This is a genomic window from Brasilonema angustatum (genome assembly GCF_059505445.1).
This window is the reverse complement of the sequence record NZ_JCACKO010000028.1, coordinates 1-15672: the sequence shown is the minus strand read 5'-3', so window position 1 is coordinate 15672 and position 15672 is coordinate 1. Positions and strand designations below refer to the sequence as shown.

Sequence of the window (15672 nt, the reverse complement as noted above, 5' to 3'; positions counted from 1 at the left end):
AGGCCTGATAGTTAACTTAAGTTATGAAGCGGCGAACGTTTTTAGAAAGTTTTGGCTCTATATTTGGGGTGTTGAGTGCGATTGAAACTGGGTGGTTGACATTAGGAAGCCGCTACTATCAAGCTTTAGCACAATCTGCACCGCGTAAATTGGCTTTATTAGTCGGGATTAATCAGTACCCACAATCTCCAGCTTTGAGCGGTTGTCTAACTGATGTGGAACTACAAAGGGAACTTTTGATTCACCGCTTTGGTTTCCAACCCTCTGATATTATCTCGTTAACTAATGAACAAGCGACAAGAAAAGCTATTGAGAGGACTTTTTTCGAGCATCTGGTTAAGCAAGCTAAATCTGATGATGTAGTTGTCTTCCACTATAGTGGCTATGGCAGTCGTGTCAAATTAGAAATGCAAGAAACAGAGCAAAACGCTCTTGTTTTATTTAATGATAGAGATGGACAAGAAAGTAAAAAAGTCAACTATTTATTAGAAGAAACACTGTTGCTGATGTTGCGATCGCTTGCCACAAAGCATGTAGCAGCAGTGTTAGATACAAGCTACTATGGGACCTCTAACTCTTTACTAACAAACCTAAAAATTCGCGCCCTCCCACAACCAGAACAAGCTATCTTCTTACCAGAAGAACTTGAGTTGCAAAAACAGTTACAAGCAAAAGTCTCTAGTGAAGAGTCAGTTATTGTGCTTTGCGCAACCTCTACCCCCAAGGAATTCGCAAGGGAGGGACAGTTATCTGGTTTTAGTGCGGGATTATTTACTTATGCCTTAACCCAGTACTTATGGCAAGCCACACCAGCAACAACAATTCAAGTCTGCCTATCTCATGTGGCAGGTTCTATTCAGCAGTTGGGTAGTACAAAACAGCAACCAGCTTTATTGCTAGATAGCAAAAGTCAGCTTTCCCGTACACCAATTGGAGATATTTTGCTTCCAAACACCAGCAGTGCAGAAGGAGTGGTTACAGGAGTGGAGGACGATGGGAAAACAATCCTACTGTGGCTGGGAGGAGTACCTGCACAAGTACTGGAATACTACGGAGTCAATTCACAATTCACGATCATTACAAAAGAAGGATCGAACATACAGCTGATTTTGAAATCGCGTGCTGGGTTGACAGCAAAAGCGCAAATGTTGAGTTCTGATGGTACAACTTCTCCCCAAGTCGGACAACTTGTTCAGGAAGCTGTGCGAGTTATACCCCGAAATATTGGTTTAACAGTCGCCCTGAATGGACTCGAAAGAATTGAACGAGTGGATGCAACAAGTGCCTTTTCAACCGCCACCCATTTACTAAGCGTAGTCACCGGAGAACAACCAGCAGATTATTTGTTTGGAAAAGTAGCTGAAGCGAAGAATAAAGATTTAGAAGCAACAGACTCTACAGCCGTGTCTCGCAGTCCTTACGGTTTATTCTCTCCTGGTGGCGAGTTCATTCCAAGCAGTGGTGGAGAAGCTAAAGAAGCAGTGAAGGTGGCTGCACAGCGGTTAAAACCAAAACTAGGAACTTTACTGGCGGCAAAATTATGGGGACTCACACAAAATACAGGATCTTCTGGCTTGGGGATTAAGGCAACATTAGAGATCATAGGTTCTTTAACACCTAGGGCAGTCATACAACGAGAAACACTGCCAAACCAAACCACTCAAACATCAAACAAGAAGTCATTCAATCCTGAACTTGGTGATATTCCCACTGTCAGCGTTGGCAGTAAGATACAGTATCGAGTGGAAAACAAGAGCTCGCGCCCTGTTTATCTGATGCTGCTAGGATTAAATAGCAGTAGAACTGCGATCGCCCTGGTGCCTTGGTACAAAGATACTGAAGCAGACTCATCGCAAACCAAACTAGTCGCTAAAGATATAGTTATCTCCCCAGGAGAAACTTTAACAGTACCACAAACGACTTCAGGTTTTGAATGGGTTGTGCAAGCACCAAGTTCCTTAAGTGAAACCCAACTTATTTTTAGTACTGCACCTTTTACCCAGTCCCTCGCTGCTTTAGAAGCTGCTAAGTATCCCAAAGCAGAACAGCACCGTATTCAGCCCTTGACAAATCCCCTAGAAGTCGTACAAGCTGTTCTACAAGATTTACATAATGCCAGTGCAATCAAGGATACGAACACTACAACGACTGATTCCTATATATTGGATGTGAATCATTGGGCAAGTCTTAGTTTTGTTTATCAGGTGGTTGAACAAAATTGCTAGCTTTCAGGCTTGCATTAAGTTTTTCGTTTGCCTGACGAACAATATAGCAATCCTATATGAGTTGTGAGAATTATCGAACCGCCAAGACGCCAAGGACGCCAAGAAAGAGAAGAGAAAATCTTACGAATGATTTAGGACTGCTATATATGTGCTGGTATTGAAATTAATCTCATCTCAAAGAGTTCATTCTCATTATCTGAACAAAAATAACCCAGAACACAGTTGTCAGAACGGGCTGCGTTCTGAGTTCTTCTTTAACTAATACCAATTTAAAAAAAGAATGCGACAGATACACACTCCCAAACCCTTGTGATGTCTGGCTTTCTTTATTTTGAATTTTGAATTTTGAATTTTGAATTGGTATAATGTTCTCCCAAAAACTCTCGTATGTAATTATTGACTAATTGAGGCTGTTCCTGCTGTACCCAATGGCTACAGTTAGGAATATATCTGATTTGAAAATCTTTCACATAAGCTTGAGTGCCGTAGGTTAATTCCTTGCCAAGGGCAGTATCGTTTTCTCCCCAAATCATCAACGTTGGTACTTCCAAAACACCCCAACTTTGATTAACTATTCTCTGTTTAAAAATGTTGCGATAATAGTTCAACATTGCTGTCAAAGCACCACGTTTGGCAGCAGCATCTTTGTAAGCATTCAGATCCGCTTGAGTGAAAGCACTTTTGTCGATCGCCATACCTTGAAATGTATTTTCAATCAGTTGATAATCCAAGGATTGTATGAGTAATTCTGGTATTCCTGGTAATTGAAAGAAGAATATATACCAGCTACGTAGCAACTGTTGAGGAGTGCGTAAGCCTTCGGCAAATTTAGCGGGATGAGGCAAATTGAGTACAATTAAACGCTCTACCATTTGGGGATGAGAGTAAGCGAAATTCCAGGCGATCGCACCACCCCAATCATGTCCCAGCAAAATACATTTTTCGTATCCCAATCCTTTAATAAGCGCCTCAACATCTCTGACAAATTCATCCATCACATAAGCTGACTGGTTCTTAGGCTTTTCGCTATCGTTATAGCCACGCAAGTCAAGGGCAACCACTTTAAAGTTTTGGGCAAATTCTGGTATTTGATACCGCCACGAGTACCAAAACTCAGGAAATCCATGCAACATTACCATTAAAGGGCCATTCCCTTGAGTAACGTAATGCAATTTCATGCCGTTTGCAGTGATATACTTATGCTGCCATGAACCTTCTAATACAGACATAATTTATACTCTTCTAGTTAGATAAGGGGACTTTAAATACAAGTATTAATAGTAACTAAATACATAAAAATTATCTATATGAAATAAAAATTTAAGAAGAAAATCAGTCTTCAACCATTCTTAATTCAGGGATTGATAATTCCTCTCTTGGTAGATGTATGTTTGGGATCAAATCTGGTAATTACTTAGCTATGATTTAATCCAACTCTTATGACACAGCAACTAATACATCATCATTCATTATGGATTGAAAGACTAGCTAGATTTGGTTATATATCTAAAGGAATAGTTTACGCGATCGTTGGACTATTGGCAGCGCAGGCGGCATTTAGCAGTGGTGGTAAAATCACTGATACTAAAGGCGCTCTCCGGGAAATTGTCAATCAGCCATTTGGAGAGTTTCTACTAGCTTTAGTGGCAATTGGACTAATTGGATACGTAATTCTTCGTTTTGTACAGGCAATAAACGACCCAGAAAATAAAGGCACAGATGCTAAAGGTTTACTACAGCGAGTTGGTTATGTAATCAATGGTTTGATCTATGCTGGTATTGCTTTGAGTGCTGTGCAAATTATTCTCGGTTCTAACAGTGGTGGTAACAGTAACTCTAGACAAGATTGGACAGCAAGATTACTTTCTCAACCCTTTGGTCAATGGTTAGTTGGTGCTGGGGGGGCGTTTGTTATTGGTTTGGGTTTCTATCAGTTCTATCAAGCCTTTAGTAGTAAGTTTCGGAAAAACTTAAATTTGAATGAATTGGACGATTCAGAACGCAAGTTGGTAATGGGTATTTCTAGATTTGGTTTAGTAGCCCGAGGGATAGTCTTCTGTATTACTGGCTGGTTTTTAATTCAAGCAGCAACTCAGTCTGACGCTAGTCAAGCAGGAGGTTTAAGTGAGGTGTTACACACACTAGCACAACAACCCTATGGTCCTTGGCTTTTGGGTATCGTAGCGCTGGGTTTAGTTGCCTATGGTGTTTACATGGTGATTCAGGCACGCTATCGTCGGGTAGTCACACGTTGAAAAGTGCATGGCAAAAGTAGAAATACGCGGTGTCTGGTTACCCACAACAGATAGCAAAGTTTTCAATTCCCGAGAAAACATTGCACAAGCTATGCATTTCCTGGCCCAGACAGGATTTAATGTTGTCTTCCCTGTTGTCTGGAACAAAGGGGCGACAATGTATCCTAGTCAATTGATGCGTCAAACCTTTAATACAGAAATCAACCCACAGTTTGTCGGACGCGATCCCTTGGCGGAAGTCGTTACAGAGGCGCGGCGGGTGGGGTTAAAAATCATTCCTTGGTTTGAATATGGATTCGCCAGTTCCTACAATTTAAATGGTGGACAACTGCTGGCAAAAAAACCTGAATGGGCTGCCCGTGATCGTGAGGGGAAGTTGCTGAACAAAAATGGCTTTGAGTGGCTGAATGCCCTTGATCCAGAAGTTCAAGATTTTATGTTAAATATAATATTGGAAGTCGTAAAAAATTATGATGTAGATGGTATCCAAGGTGATGATCGTCTACCTGCATTCCCTAGTGAAGGCGGCTATGACAGAAAAACTCAAGAACGCTATCGTCAGCAGTTTGGTGAGAATCCGCCAAAAAACTTTAAGGATGGAAGATGGTTGCAGTGGCGTGCCGATATTCTGACTGAATTTCTTGCCCGCCTCTATCAAGCAGTCAAAGCGATTAATTCTAACCTGTTAATATCAATAACTCCGAATATCCACGACTGGGCATATAAAGAATACTTACAAGACTCGCCTACTTGGCTGAAACGAGGGCTTGTAGATATGATCCATCCCCAAATCTACCGCCGTGATTTTCTCTCTTATAAAAGCATTATTGATAAATTAGTAAACGAGCAATTCATAGATAATACTCTATCCAAGTTAGCACCAGGAATTTTGATGAAACTTGGTTCTTACCGGATAAGTTCAGAGCACTTATTGCAGGCTATTGAGTATAACCGTGGTTGTGGAATTTATGGGGAAATTTTCTTTTTCTACGAAGGTTTGCGACAAGAAAATAACGCATTAGCTGAGGTGTTGCGAAAAGGTCCTTATGCCCAGTCTGCTGCATTCCCTTCTCTGTTAGATTTAATTCAAGGTAGAGTGAACAAGAAAATATCATTATCTATTTGGCAGCAGTTGCTGAGATTTTTAAGAAATTTTGTTTAGGGGGTCATGCATGGAATATCAATTGCAGGTGCAAAAAGATATTGAAACTCTTAAAAACGATTTACCAACACTTTTTAAAAAGGATATTTCTTACGACATCTACACGCAGGATATTTACTTTCAAGATCCTGTCAATAAATTTAAAGGAAAATTAAACTATCGCATTATCTTTTGGACTTTGCGATTTCACGCTCGATTATTTTTTACTAAAATTTACTTTGATTTACACGAAGTCTATCAGTCAGCCGAAGACATAATTTTGGCTAAGTGGACAGTCAGGGGTGTTTTGCGCGTTCCTTGGAAAGCTGGAGTGTTTTTCAACGGCTACTCAACTTACAAACTCAATCAAGAGGGTTTAATTTACGAACATATCGACACTTGGGATCGCAAACCAGGGGAGGTGTTGCAACAGTTTTTTCGCAAGGGAACAGATATAAGTGATAAAAGTTCCGTGAAGTTCTAAAGTTGACACTCTCTTACTTTTTTGTATCACTCAGTATTCCTCACGGCAATGTCCTGTTTCAGCCAGACATACAAAGCCCTTTGGAGTTTACTTTTAGTGGTGCATTACCGTCTAAGGGCTAAATTAAGAACATCTTCATGGAGAATTGGCATAATTTTACAGAGAATTGGTATAACATGAAAAAGTTTATGAAGATCCTTTCATACCAATTCCCCATAGAAAATTGGTATAAACCTCATAATGTCTTCTGTAATTTCCTGCTGGGCAGAACAATTAGTTGAATAAAAATTAAGTGCTATTACTTTAAGGAGAATCGAAATGAGACTTAGTGACGAGCTGTTAGATCCAACTAAAAAGAATATGGTTGTGGCTGACTGCACGAAGTTGATGGATCAGCAAGTCGCTTCAATGCAAGGGGTTTCTGGTCTCGCCTTTAAAGCCGGCTACACTGCTATAAAGGGGTTTGCGCCTACTTATTGTGCTGACGCCGTTGCAATGCTTCTGCCGCAATCATTAACAGCAATTGATCCTATTTGGAGTGAGGGCATACAGTCAGGCAATCCAGTCGAACACCTCACGCAGAACAGTTCTCGCACAGCGGATGCAATACTCAGCATTACCGACGCAAAGATAGAGAAAACCAAGAATAAGGCTCTGCGAGGTGTATATGATAAACTCCGCAATTCAGCTAAGAAGCATGTGGAAGAGGCGGTACCTGGCTTAGCTAAGATAATTGATAACCATACTAAGAACTCAGCAGGTATTAAGTAGTTATCAATAAGATTGGGGGAAAACCCCAATCTCAATGATTTGCATAGCTTGAATTCAGTTTATGCCAAATGACACCAAGAGCATTCTCAAACTATACGCTTACATGCTTTACCAAACGAAATTAGACAAAGCACTTAGAGGTAAAACTTCCATGCAACCCATAAGGAATATGGTGCTTGAGATGCAATCTGGCGATAGATCCTTTGTGGAAATCTTTTGCATCTAAAATCACCACATCTGAGCGATGGTACTCAGAGTCATAAACCAAAGCCAGCACCCAGCCATCATCTTCACCCGCGTTTGTCACCCCTTGAGAAGCAGGGCTGTGGGAGGTGCGTGGAACAAAAATAGGTTCACTAGCAAATCCATACGGGGCGGCACTCCAAAGTTGTTGTTTTCCTGACTCAAAATCCACTTTCAGAAATGCTTGCAATGGAGCATTACCAGTCTCTGCATGAGCTGCACCCATGTATAAATAACGATATGGGCGACCAACGTTTTGCGGATGTAAGCTGGGAAATTCACAACACCGACTGATCAACAACTCTTGCTGCACTGTCTGATTTTTGAGATTAAGATGAAAACGCCATAATTGTCCTGGCTTGCTCGCATCAAAATCTACTTGTCGAAAATCACTTTGCGGTTGTACTTCTGGCAGAGATTCGTAGCAAAGTGAGTCAATAACAATTTCATCTTCCAGCTCAATTGCATTGACATGGTGGAAGACAAAGCCGGTTCGCGTTTCTATAATTTGAACTCGCTTTTGTTTCGGGTTACGCGAAATGATGATTACGCGAGTGGGTTGTTGTGGCTGAAACTTAATACATTCCCCTGCACCACGCATTCCCAATACAAAAGGTATGGGATTAAAGGTAACGGGATTTTGAAAGAATATACAGTAATTGGGGGTAATGGCAAAATCGTGGATAAAGGCAAATCCTGGAACCCTATGGGCGTGCTGTCGTACAATCTTACCCTCAGTGTTTAGCTCGAAAATTGTAATCGTGGTGGATAATCCCGGCTTGATGGAAAAGTTGACAAGGCTTGGCGCACCATTATCTAGAACAGAATTAGGATCTAAGCGGGGATGGGCAGAAAATGCTTCACCTTCTGACAACACACCGTTACAGCGGTTTTCATATGAATAGACCACAAATCGTAGGGTGGGCATTGCTCACAAAAGCCTACGTGATAGACATTTGAGATATTGGTGAGCAATGCCCACCTTACAGAAAACCGCTGTAAAGTATTCTTTGCCCAAAGTTTCTAAAGTGTAGGGATCAAGACGATAAGGCTCAGCGGCTTCCCACAGTGCCAGCAGTTTACCGCCCCAATAAATCACATTGGTATTGGCAATATTTTTGAGTTTGAAATCTAAAGCATTAGCCAGCCAACCACCGGGTTTTTGGGTTCCAAAAACACCTCGATACAAGATTTTGCCAGCTTTTTGTTCTTCCAAATACTCTTGAGTACGGACAAAGCGGTTGCGGAAATGAGCACGACCATTGGAGAAGGTGATACGGCTAATCATCCCATCTCCATCAAAAGGGTGATGAATCCGTTGCCCTTTTATATCTAACAAACCAGAACCATTTCTAAACAGCGTACCATGCAGTTCCTGGGGAATTTGTCCTTCTACATCATCAATCCAATAATCAAATTCTTTATCAAGGGATTCATATCCTCTTTGCCAATCCCCACGATTGTAGGATTTTTGCGGAACTTGAGATGCTCGTTCGTAAAGTTGAAAATTCTGCATGTCAATTCTGGACTTGAAATTTTGGATTGGAAATCTTAGATTTTGTATTAAGTAGGACTTACGCATAAGAGATCCCCCAACCCCTTACGTGCCTCCTTATGTGGGGATTTCACGCTCCCGTTAAGTTTTTGGTAAAAATGGTCTTTGTTAAAGCTGGTTGTTATGGTGGTGTCAAGGCTGGCTGTGAAGTTGGTGTTGTTGGTGTCTCAGTTTGAGAGTCAGCAGCAGGAAGCCAGTTGATGAATAGCAATGGTAGCAGTCTGGTGAGGTTAGAGATGATGACCAACACCCACAAACTATTAAAATTAGTTTCGGTAATTCCCAACCAATACATCAACACTGCCCCGAATTGGTGTGAAATTAGTCCTCCCAAGTTGCTCACCGACATTAACAGGGCAAATAAAGTCGCTTCCACTCCAGGGGGACAAAGCCTCGCCGCTAATACCAAAAATGGCATATAAGCTATTCGCCCCATCACAGTTAAAATTACGCTATCACCAAGACTAAACCAGTGGTCATCTATACCCAAAGCACGGTTAGTATGAGTCACTAACACCAGCATGGTCATTCCTAATACTGCTGAGAGGGCAATAGTCCAAGCAAAAATGACGCGAAAGGGAACGGTTTTAAGAAAACGTTGAAAAATCCAAACACCAACAAGCAAAGCAATGCTTGTCACCAAGTGTACACGTCCCAGAAATTCTGGTTCAAAGTGCAGTTCGTTGGTTGCGAAGAAGAAAAAAGCTGATTCACTTGTTGGTGTAGCCTGCCAAAGGAAGATAAATGCTGCTGGTAACCAAATTGCTTTTTTACTAATGGCTGCGCGTAGTTCTTGCAGTTGATGCCTAACTGACACGAAATCTGAATCATCATCAATGCTTGCGTCTTTGCTCACAGGTGACTCAGCAATCAACCAAGCCGCAGCAGACACCAGAAGCGGGAACGAGGCAGTAATCCAAAAGATAGTTCTGGTGGTGAAAAACTCTAGGAGTATACCGCTGAGGTAAGCTGTTATCAACCCTCCTAAGGCTGAAGCAACCCAACACAGCGATTGGAGAGAACCTGCTTGTGCTTGTGATTCACCTTTTACCCTTTGGACAACCAATGAGTCAACAATCACATCACTGACAGCAACAGACAGAGAACTAAGTGCGATCGCGATCGCAGCGCCTATGGCTGTGTGAACTATTGTTGCCAGACTTATCCAAGAAATCGCTCCTAGTATCCCAGACAGAATTAGGTATGGACGCCGTCGGTAACCGAATATAGGCAAGCCATCGGAGAGAAAACCAAACAGTGGCTTGAGTATCCAAGGTAGACTAACTACGCCAAATAAAGCTGCAACTTGAACCGGAGTGAGCAAGAGTTCATCTTTCAAGAAAAAGCTGACAGCAAGACGCGCCAACCCTAAAATACCTTGAACAAAGTAAACGGTAAGAATTCCCAGTAACTCAGGAGTGGGTTCATTACCGAAAAAAACCTTTTCCTTGACTGAGTTTTTGACCTTGGACAAGGCAGAGGAGGAAACCAGCATTGATAAACAATCTTTAAGATTTATCTACTTTTACATATCATATCGATTTTTTGGTGATGGGAGTGTCGGGAGTGTATCACCCACTCATAATCGCTCTTTTAATTTGGCTGTGAGTTCGTGCTGCTGTTGGATATTTCCAGCAATCAAGATAAGGATTTTTCCAACCAGAACAGTACCCCAGTTGACGATCACAACACCTGTGTTGGTTTTCTCGTTGAACTCAATATCACTGAAATCAAGGTTTTCAAGTGAGCGATATTGCGTTTTAAAGGTTTCGCAACTCCAACTAGGGATATTAAGCTTTTTGGCAACACCTGTGGGATATGATGCACCATTGAAGCGTGGATTACACTCGATTGCCAGATAACGCGTTTCGTGTGTTGCATCTTCCACGACTGCAACATCAAAAGCAAAGATTTCTTTTATACCACGTTGCGTTATCCACTCAGCTATTGGTTCAACGGTTTCCCAAGGTTGATGCTTACTAGGATAACGATTGCCGATATGGGCGTAACCATCAAGAATTTGAGAAGTGATGGCAAGACGTTGAAGTTTTGATCCTTCCACAGAGTATTGCACATTTAAAAAGGATAAAGTTGCAACTTCTTCTTGAATTTGCAAAGGTATTTCATCGGGAAACGTTTTGATAACTTCGTCAAGCTGTAGTTGATTTTCACATCGGCTAATTCCAACACCATTCACGGAAATAGCAGTTTTCAAATAACACGGGTAGGGAAACTTAGATAAATCTTTGATAGCAGCTTTATTTTGAAAACAAAACGTTAGAGGAACGCTGACTCCAAGTTCTTGTGCTAGTTGTATAAAATTATTCTTGGAGTTTATAAATTTAACTGTGTTCAACCAGTCGGAATCTATCTGGCGAAACCTATCTTCATCACAACCGACTTTACTTGTAGCATTGCCGAAGAAAAAAAGGGAAACGTTATATTGAGGATAGTCTTCCAATACTTTGTATGAAACATCCCAGATGACATTTTCGCTATGGCTTAAGCCTATCCGTCTGTAATGTTCGGTAATAATATTCCATTGTGACTTTAAATCGGGACACAACTGAATAATATCCTCTGGTTCAGTCAAGCCTAGCACCCTACCGGAATAAAGATGATTACCGATCAAACGCTGATCGGTGCAGACCATAATGTCATGGTTGAAAATTTTATGGTGAGTCACTTTATTAATTTATTTTGTTAAGTTAACTGAAAACTGATGATAAATAAGCTGTCGTGCTTAAAGATTGCACATTATCGTTTTAGAGTTGTTGACTGTTGACAGTTGACAGTTAACCGTTATCAGGAGCCAGCGCCGTGGGCGGTGAGACCAGTGCTGCGGGAGGGTTTCCCTCCGCAGGCATCTGGCGTATGCGCTTTGCGCACGCCCAGAGGTCTAAAGCGCAGCGAGACCGGAGGTCTTCCCCGAAGGGGTTTCCCGACTTGAGGAGCCAGTGCGTTGCGGAGCCAGTGCTGAAGACGGGTTTCCCGTCGCAGGCATCTGGCGTTGGGGTTCCCCCCGTTGTAGCACCTGGCGTGCGACTGGCGTTCAACAACAATCAACAAGTGATTGTGCAGTTTAAATACGTTTTAGCTTAACAAATTCTAAAAATATACTCTCATTAGAGAAAAAATAGAAAATCTATCTTTTGACAGATACTATATAAAATATAAGTTAACAATAAATAAACGTATAAATAAGAAAAATGTATGATTCAGAAAGTTTTCCTGTGCAACGACCAGGCGAATTTTAAGTTTTAAGGATACTTACTCAAAGCTATGACTGCATTCTGCCCTCCAAAGCCAAAGCTAAAACATAATACGCGCTGAATTTTACTTTGACGCGACTCCCTGACCAAATTCAAATCAAATTCCGGGTATTTCAAACCAACACATGGTGGTAATATCTGTTGCTTCAACGCCATTAGTGAAAAAGCAATCCCCAAAGCTCCAGATGCTCCTAATGTATGACCTGTAGCTCCTTTAGTTGAACTGACTGCCACGCTTTGAAAAAATAACTTTTGTATCAACAAGCTTTCTAGAGAGTCATTTAATTGCGTAGCTGTACCATGAGCATGAATGTAATCAATATCATTTGCACTCAGGTAACTGCGATTTAGACATTGTTTGACTGCAGCGATCGCACTCCTGGCTTCTGGTTCGGGCACGTTTGCATGATATGCGTCTGCTGTCAAGCCAAAACCAAGAATTTGTCCATACACTCTTGCTTGACGCTGCTGTGCTAATTCGGCTGATTCTAAAACAAAGACTGCACCTCCTTCCGCCAAAACCAAGCCTTCCCGACGAACATCGAAAGGATAAGCTCCTGTTTTTGCCAAGGCTCCCATTTGCTGAAACCCAGCTATAGTAAGGGGTGTAATCGGGGAATCCACTGCACCAGCAATCACTCGCTGACATTGCCCAGTTTGGATAAGATAAGCGGCTTGTGCGATCGCCCAAATTCCAGTTGCACAAGCCGCCATTGGTGCCAAAACAACTCCGCAAGCACCGATTTGCCGTGCTGCTGCAATAGCATTCATATGAGGCAAAGTCTCTAACCAACCCTCTAAAGAAGAGGGGGAGCTGGGAGCTGGGTGCAGGGGGGAAGAAGAACCAATCGAGATTAGCTCTTGCTCTGTTTTTCTTCTGCTTTTGAGCATCTGTTGCGCCATTTGCTCCCATAATCCCTGATAGCTGCGACTCGAACCAATTACAACTCCACAATCTGGCAAAGGTGAATGTAGTCCTGCATCTTTCAAAGCAGATGTTACAACCAACTGAGTTAGGACTTTTATCTGTGCTGGTTGTTCGCAAATCATTGCTAAGGGACGCGGTTCCAGTTCTGGAAATGGCTGATGCGATTTTATTCCAGATTCACCTGCGATTAACTTTTGCCAACTGTCCTCTAAATTTTTGCCTAAAGCGGAAACTAAACCAATACCAGTAACAACAACTGCGGCCATTTTCGGAAGTAGGGGAGCTCTTGAGCAGGGAGAAAGGGAGCAGGTGAGACAGCGCTCTTGGTAGGGTTTCCAACGCCAGATACCTCTGTCGGGAAACAAGGACTATGGCACAAAGTGCCACGCTACGCTATCAGTACTGGCTCCTCCGCAGGCGACTGCGTTAGCGCAGCGAGACCGGAGGTCTTCCCCGAAGGGGAGAAAAATAGAACAAGAGCTAATGTCGATTGGTTCTTCTTCCCCTGAACAAGAGATATTCCTGTAGCGTTTCCTATTTTTACCTCACTCCCAGCCTACGGCGACCTACGGTCCACTTCGTTAACGCTAGCCCCGGAGGGGGCGCTGCGCAAACGCGCTTCACTCCCTTATTTCTACTTTCTACTGTCCAGCGTTTTTCAGATTCTCTCCACCTTTGGTGACTTTGGCAGAGTCAATGCGATCGCCCTGCTGAATTTTGTTGACAACATCCATACCATTAGTCACATTGCCAAAAACAGCATAGTCACCGTCTAAAAAACCTAAATCAGCCAAAGCGAAGTAAAACTGTGAGGAAGCAGAATCTGGCATTTGCGATCGCGCCATAGCGACTGCACCCTGCTTGTGCTGCAATACAGGCGGCTTATCTATACCAGCCGTCTTGAGTGTTTTGCCATAAATTGGCTGATCAGAGCCTTTTGGCTTAATTTCTAGGGGTATGTAGCGAATTCTTCCAGTTTTTGGGTCAGTAAAACTTCCTGTTCCCAACCGATCTGCTGGAACTTTCGGGTCTTTACTTTGGGGATCGCCTCCTTGAACCACAAAGGGTTGGGGTTGGCGTACAACTCTATGGAAAACTAAGCCATCGTACACGCCCCTCTGGACTAAATCAACAAAGTTACCTGCGGTGATTGGGGCATCAGTTCCGTCTACTTCAATGGTAATAGGCGAACCTTTGACGGTCATAACCACCGTTGCTTTTCCTTCCAGTCGTGGTAAATCTTTCATTCCAGGAATACTCTCGTTTGTACTTTCAGATACAGAAATTGCCTCTGTGGTTGCTGTATTTGTGGTTGTCTCAGCGCTTGAGTTGTTGCTTGCTTCGGTAGCTGCGGATGTTGGGGAAGAATTAGAAACACCTGGCTGTGTGGAACAGCTCCCCAATATCAACGTACCGACAATAATGAAAACCACTAAAAATTGGGGAATTTTTAACCGCATTGCCAGTTACAGACACAACCACTGTATCTTAGCCTCTAAAGTCCTTCTAAGGGCACACCCAAAAACCGAGCTAACTCGGCACCTTGAACTTCCAACTCTTGTAAAGACAAAGGTTGACCTACCCGTGTTAAGGGAATGTCTCGCCGACCTTTAACACGCAGGTAAAGTGCGCGACGAGGGTTCAGACCTTCTTTCACCTCAACTCGCACAGATTGCACATCTTCTGTACTGGAGTCAATTTGAATACGGCGGTTTTTTCCTGGATATCCCCAACGGAAAATTGTAATGGTGCCATTTTCTCGGTTAAAGTCGTTATATCCGCCTCCCACATTCCATAAAACCGTTAGCCATAGGTACAAGGCTAGGAGTGAGCCAGCAGCACCATACAATCCCATAACCAACCCTTGTGGGACGAATGCCAATTGAGTCGGGTCGGAAACTATAAGTAAATTGATTTTGAGATAGCTGGAAATACCAGCGAGCAAGAAGCCCGTACCCCCTAAAGAAACGACAGTTGCCCACCAGTAGTTACTGAACCGACGAGAACCGAGAACCTTCTGATGTAGGACATTTGAAGTAGATTTATCGCTGTTAGGCGATTCACCTCGTGTGGTGGTTGTTGATGCCGTCATTAGAACTACCTTGGTGCGTGAGATCTTCCCTTTACAAAGTCTGCCATTAGAGCAGGTGTATTGCAAGTTTAGCGAATTACTCACCTTCGCGTATGTCCGATGTTTATAGCTTGCGCCTCTAATTTTTGCGCAGGCTTGGGCCAACACGCGTAGTCTGTCTGCAGGACATAGAGCTTATACCGTTTCACTTTAAGGTTGATACAAATGGGGAGTACCCAAGCAGAGGGGAAAGAATTAAAGACCAATCATTTGTATCAGGCTCGGTCATGAAATGGTATTACAGTACTGCTGTGACTACTCATTGCTGAGAACTTTAAATTTGTAACTTTTCTGAGAAAAGTTGTGTCAGATTGTAAAATTTCTGATATTGATATTAATTAGTAGGTTCGTGCTTTATACCAGATTTCTTCATGCAAATCAGGCACAAAGGCGGATTAATATGATAAATTAAGAATCATTAAGTTTCCGCAAGCTGGACGACCAACTGGTGGAAACTCTTGTGACACATAACAAAGTGAGAAATGCTGACTTAATACCACATACTCTCATAATGGTAGTAGCTCTATGGTTGCTGTCAGTGTCACAAAAAAGTTAATTCCTCAAAAAAAGTTGCAATTTTAGTAAAAAGAGGATTTTAGTCCGATGACCATCGCAGTAGGACGCGCCCCGTCAAAACGAGGGTGGTTTGACGTTCTCGACGACTGGT

The 15672-nt window shown here is 42.5% G+C and carries 11 protein-coding genes and 1 pseudogene; 5 read left to right on the top strand and 7 right to left on the bottom strand.

Translation table 11 applies throughout. The features are described 5' to 3' along the window. Window positions 1-23: 23 nt before the first annotated feature. The gene (locus AC5JM2_RS07085) at window positions 24-2225 is read left to right on the top strand and encodes a caspase family protein (RefSeq protein ID WP_495834197.1); all 2202 of its coding nucleotides are present in this window, start codon (window positions 24-26) and stop codon (window positions 2223-2225) included. A 326-nt stretch (window positions 2226-2551) separates the two neighbouring features. On the opposite strand, the gene AC5JM2_RS07080 is transcribed toward AC5JM2_RS07085, so the two are convergent. Beyond that, the gene (locus AC5JM2_RS07080; protein WP_495834196.1) at window positions 2552-3454 is read right to left on the bottom strand and encodes an alpha/beta fold hydrolase; all 903 of its coding nucleotides are present in this window, start codon (window positions 3452-3454) and stop codon (window positions 2552-2554) included. A gap of 210 nt (window positions 3455-3664) precedes the next feature. On the opposite strand from AC5JM2_RS07080, the gene AC5JM2_RS07075 reads away from it, so the two are divergent. From AC5JM2_RS07075 to AC5JM2_RS07060, 4 genes are all read left to right on the top strand, one after another. Beyond that, a complete protein-coding gene (locus AC5JM2_RS07075; protein ID WP_495834195.1) occupies window positions 3665-4480 on the top strand; it encodes a DUF1206 domain-containing protein in 816 nt (271 codons plus the stop codon). A 7-nt stretch (window positions 4481-4487) separates the two neighbouring features. After that, window positions 4488-5642, top strand: a complete 1155-nt coding sequence (locus AC5JM2_RS07070) for a glycoside hydrolase family 10-like protein (RefSeq protein ID WP_495834194.1) — start codon at window positions 4488-4490, stop codon at window positions 5640-5642. Window positions 5643-5652: 10 nt separating this feature from the next. Further along, window positions 5653-6105, top strand: a complete 453-nt coding sequence (locus AC5JM2_RS07065) for a C6orf136 family protein (protein ID WP_495834193.1) — start codon at window positions 5653-5655, stop codon at window positions 6103-6105. A gap of 318 nt (window positions 6106-6423) precedes the next feature. Then, the gene (locus tag AC5JM2_RS07060) at window positions 6424-6876 is read left to right on the top strand and encodes a DUF6918 family protein (protein WP_495834192.1); all 453 of its coding nucleotides are present in this window, start codon (window positions 6424-6426) and stop codon (window positions 6874-6876) included. Window positions 6877-6997: 121 nt separating this feature from the next. On the opposite strand, the pseudogene AC5JM2_RS07055 reads toward AC5JM2_RS07060, so the two are convergent. The 6 genes and pseudogenes from AC5JM2_RS07055 to AC5JM2_RS07030 all read right to left on the bottom strand — a co-directional run bounded on the left by AC5JM2_RS07055 (window position 6998) and on the right by AC5JM2_RS07030 (window position 14966). Beyond that, window positions 6998-8635 (bottom strand): annotated as a pseudogene (locus AC5JM2_RS07055) (carotenoid oxygenase family protein). Between the two features lie 160 nt (window positions 8636-8795). After that, window positions 8796-10169, bottom strand: coding sequence for a folate/biopterin family MFS transporter (locus AC5JM2_RS07050; RefSeq protein ID WP_495834191.1), 1374 nt, complete (start codon window positions 10167-10169; stop codon window positions 8796-8798). Between the two features lie 84 nt (window positions 10170-10253). Then, window positions 10254-11360, bottom strand: a complete 1107-nt coding sequence (locus AC5JM2_RS07045; protein ID WP_495834190.1) for an ATP-grasp domain-containing protein — start codon at window positions 11358-11360, stop codon at window positions 10254-10256. A gap of 574 nt (window positions 11361-11934) precedes the next feature. Beyond that, window positions 11935-13140 (bottom strand): beta-ketoacyl-ACP synthase, encoded by a 1206-nt coding sequence (locus AC5JM2_RS07040; protein ID WP_495834189.1) that lies wholly within the window; start codon window positions 13138-13140, stop codon window positions 11935-11937. 375 nt (window positions 13141-13515) lie between these two features. Further along, a complete protein-coding gene (locus AC5JM2_RS07035; protein WP_495834188.1) occupies window positions 13516-14334 on the bottom strand; it encodes a peptidylprolyl isomerase in 819 nt (272 codons plus the stop codon). A gap of 35 nt (window positions 14335-14369) precedes the next feature. Further along, complete coding sequence (locus tag AC5JM2_RS07030; protein ID WP_495834187.1) at window positions 14370-14966, bottom strand: photosystem I assembly protein Ycf4; 597 nt, start codon at window positions 14964-14966, stop codon at window positions 14370-14372. Between the last annotated feature and the right edge of the window lie 706 nt (window positions 14967-15672).

Bases quoted from the DNA above. Each gene is read 5' to 3' on its own strand.
- AC5JM2_RS07060 (WP_495834192.1), top strand. From the start codon at position 6,424: ATGAGACTTAGTGACGAGCTGTTAGATCCAACTAAAAAGAATATGGTT.
- AC5JM2_RS07040 (WP_495834189.1), bottom strand. From the start codon at position 13,140: ATGGCCGCAGTTGTTGTTACTGGTATTGGTTTAGTTTCCGCTTTAGGC.
- AC5JM2_RS07030 (WP_495834187.1), bottom strand. From the start codon at position 14,966: ATGACGGCATCAACAACCACCACACGAGGTGAATCGCCTAACAGCGAT.
- AC5JM2_RS07065 (WP_495834193.1), top strand. From the start codon at position 5,653: ATGGAATATCAATTGCAGGTGCAAAAAGATATTGAAACTCTTAAAAAC.
- AC5JM2_RS07070 (WP_495834194.1), top strand. From the start codon at position 4,488: ATGGCAAAAGTAGAAATACGCGGTGTCTGGTTACCCACAACAGATAGC.
- AC5JM2_RS07035 (WP_495834188.1), bottom strand. From the start codon at position 14,334: ATGCGGTTAAAAATTCCCCAATTTTTAGTGGTTTTCATTATTGTCGGT.
- AC5JM2_RS07085 (WP_495834197.1), top strand. From the start codon at position 24: ATGAAGCGGCGAACGTTTTTAGAAAGTTTTGGCTCTATATTTGGGGTG.
- AC5JM2_RS07075 (WP_495834195.1), top strand. From the start codon at position 3,665: ATGACACAGCAACTAATACATCATCATTCATTATGGATTGAAAGACTA.
- AC5JM2_RS07080 (WP_495834196.1), bottom strand. From the start codon at position 3,454: ATGTCTGTATTAGAAGGTTCATGGCAGCATAAGTATATCACTGCAAAC.
- AC5JM2_RS07050 (WP_495834191.1), bottom strand. From the start codon at position 10,169: ATGCTGGTTTCCTCCTCTGCCTTGTCCAAGGTCAAAAACTCAGTCAAG.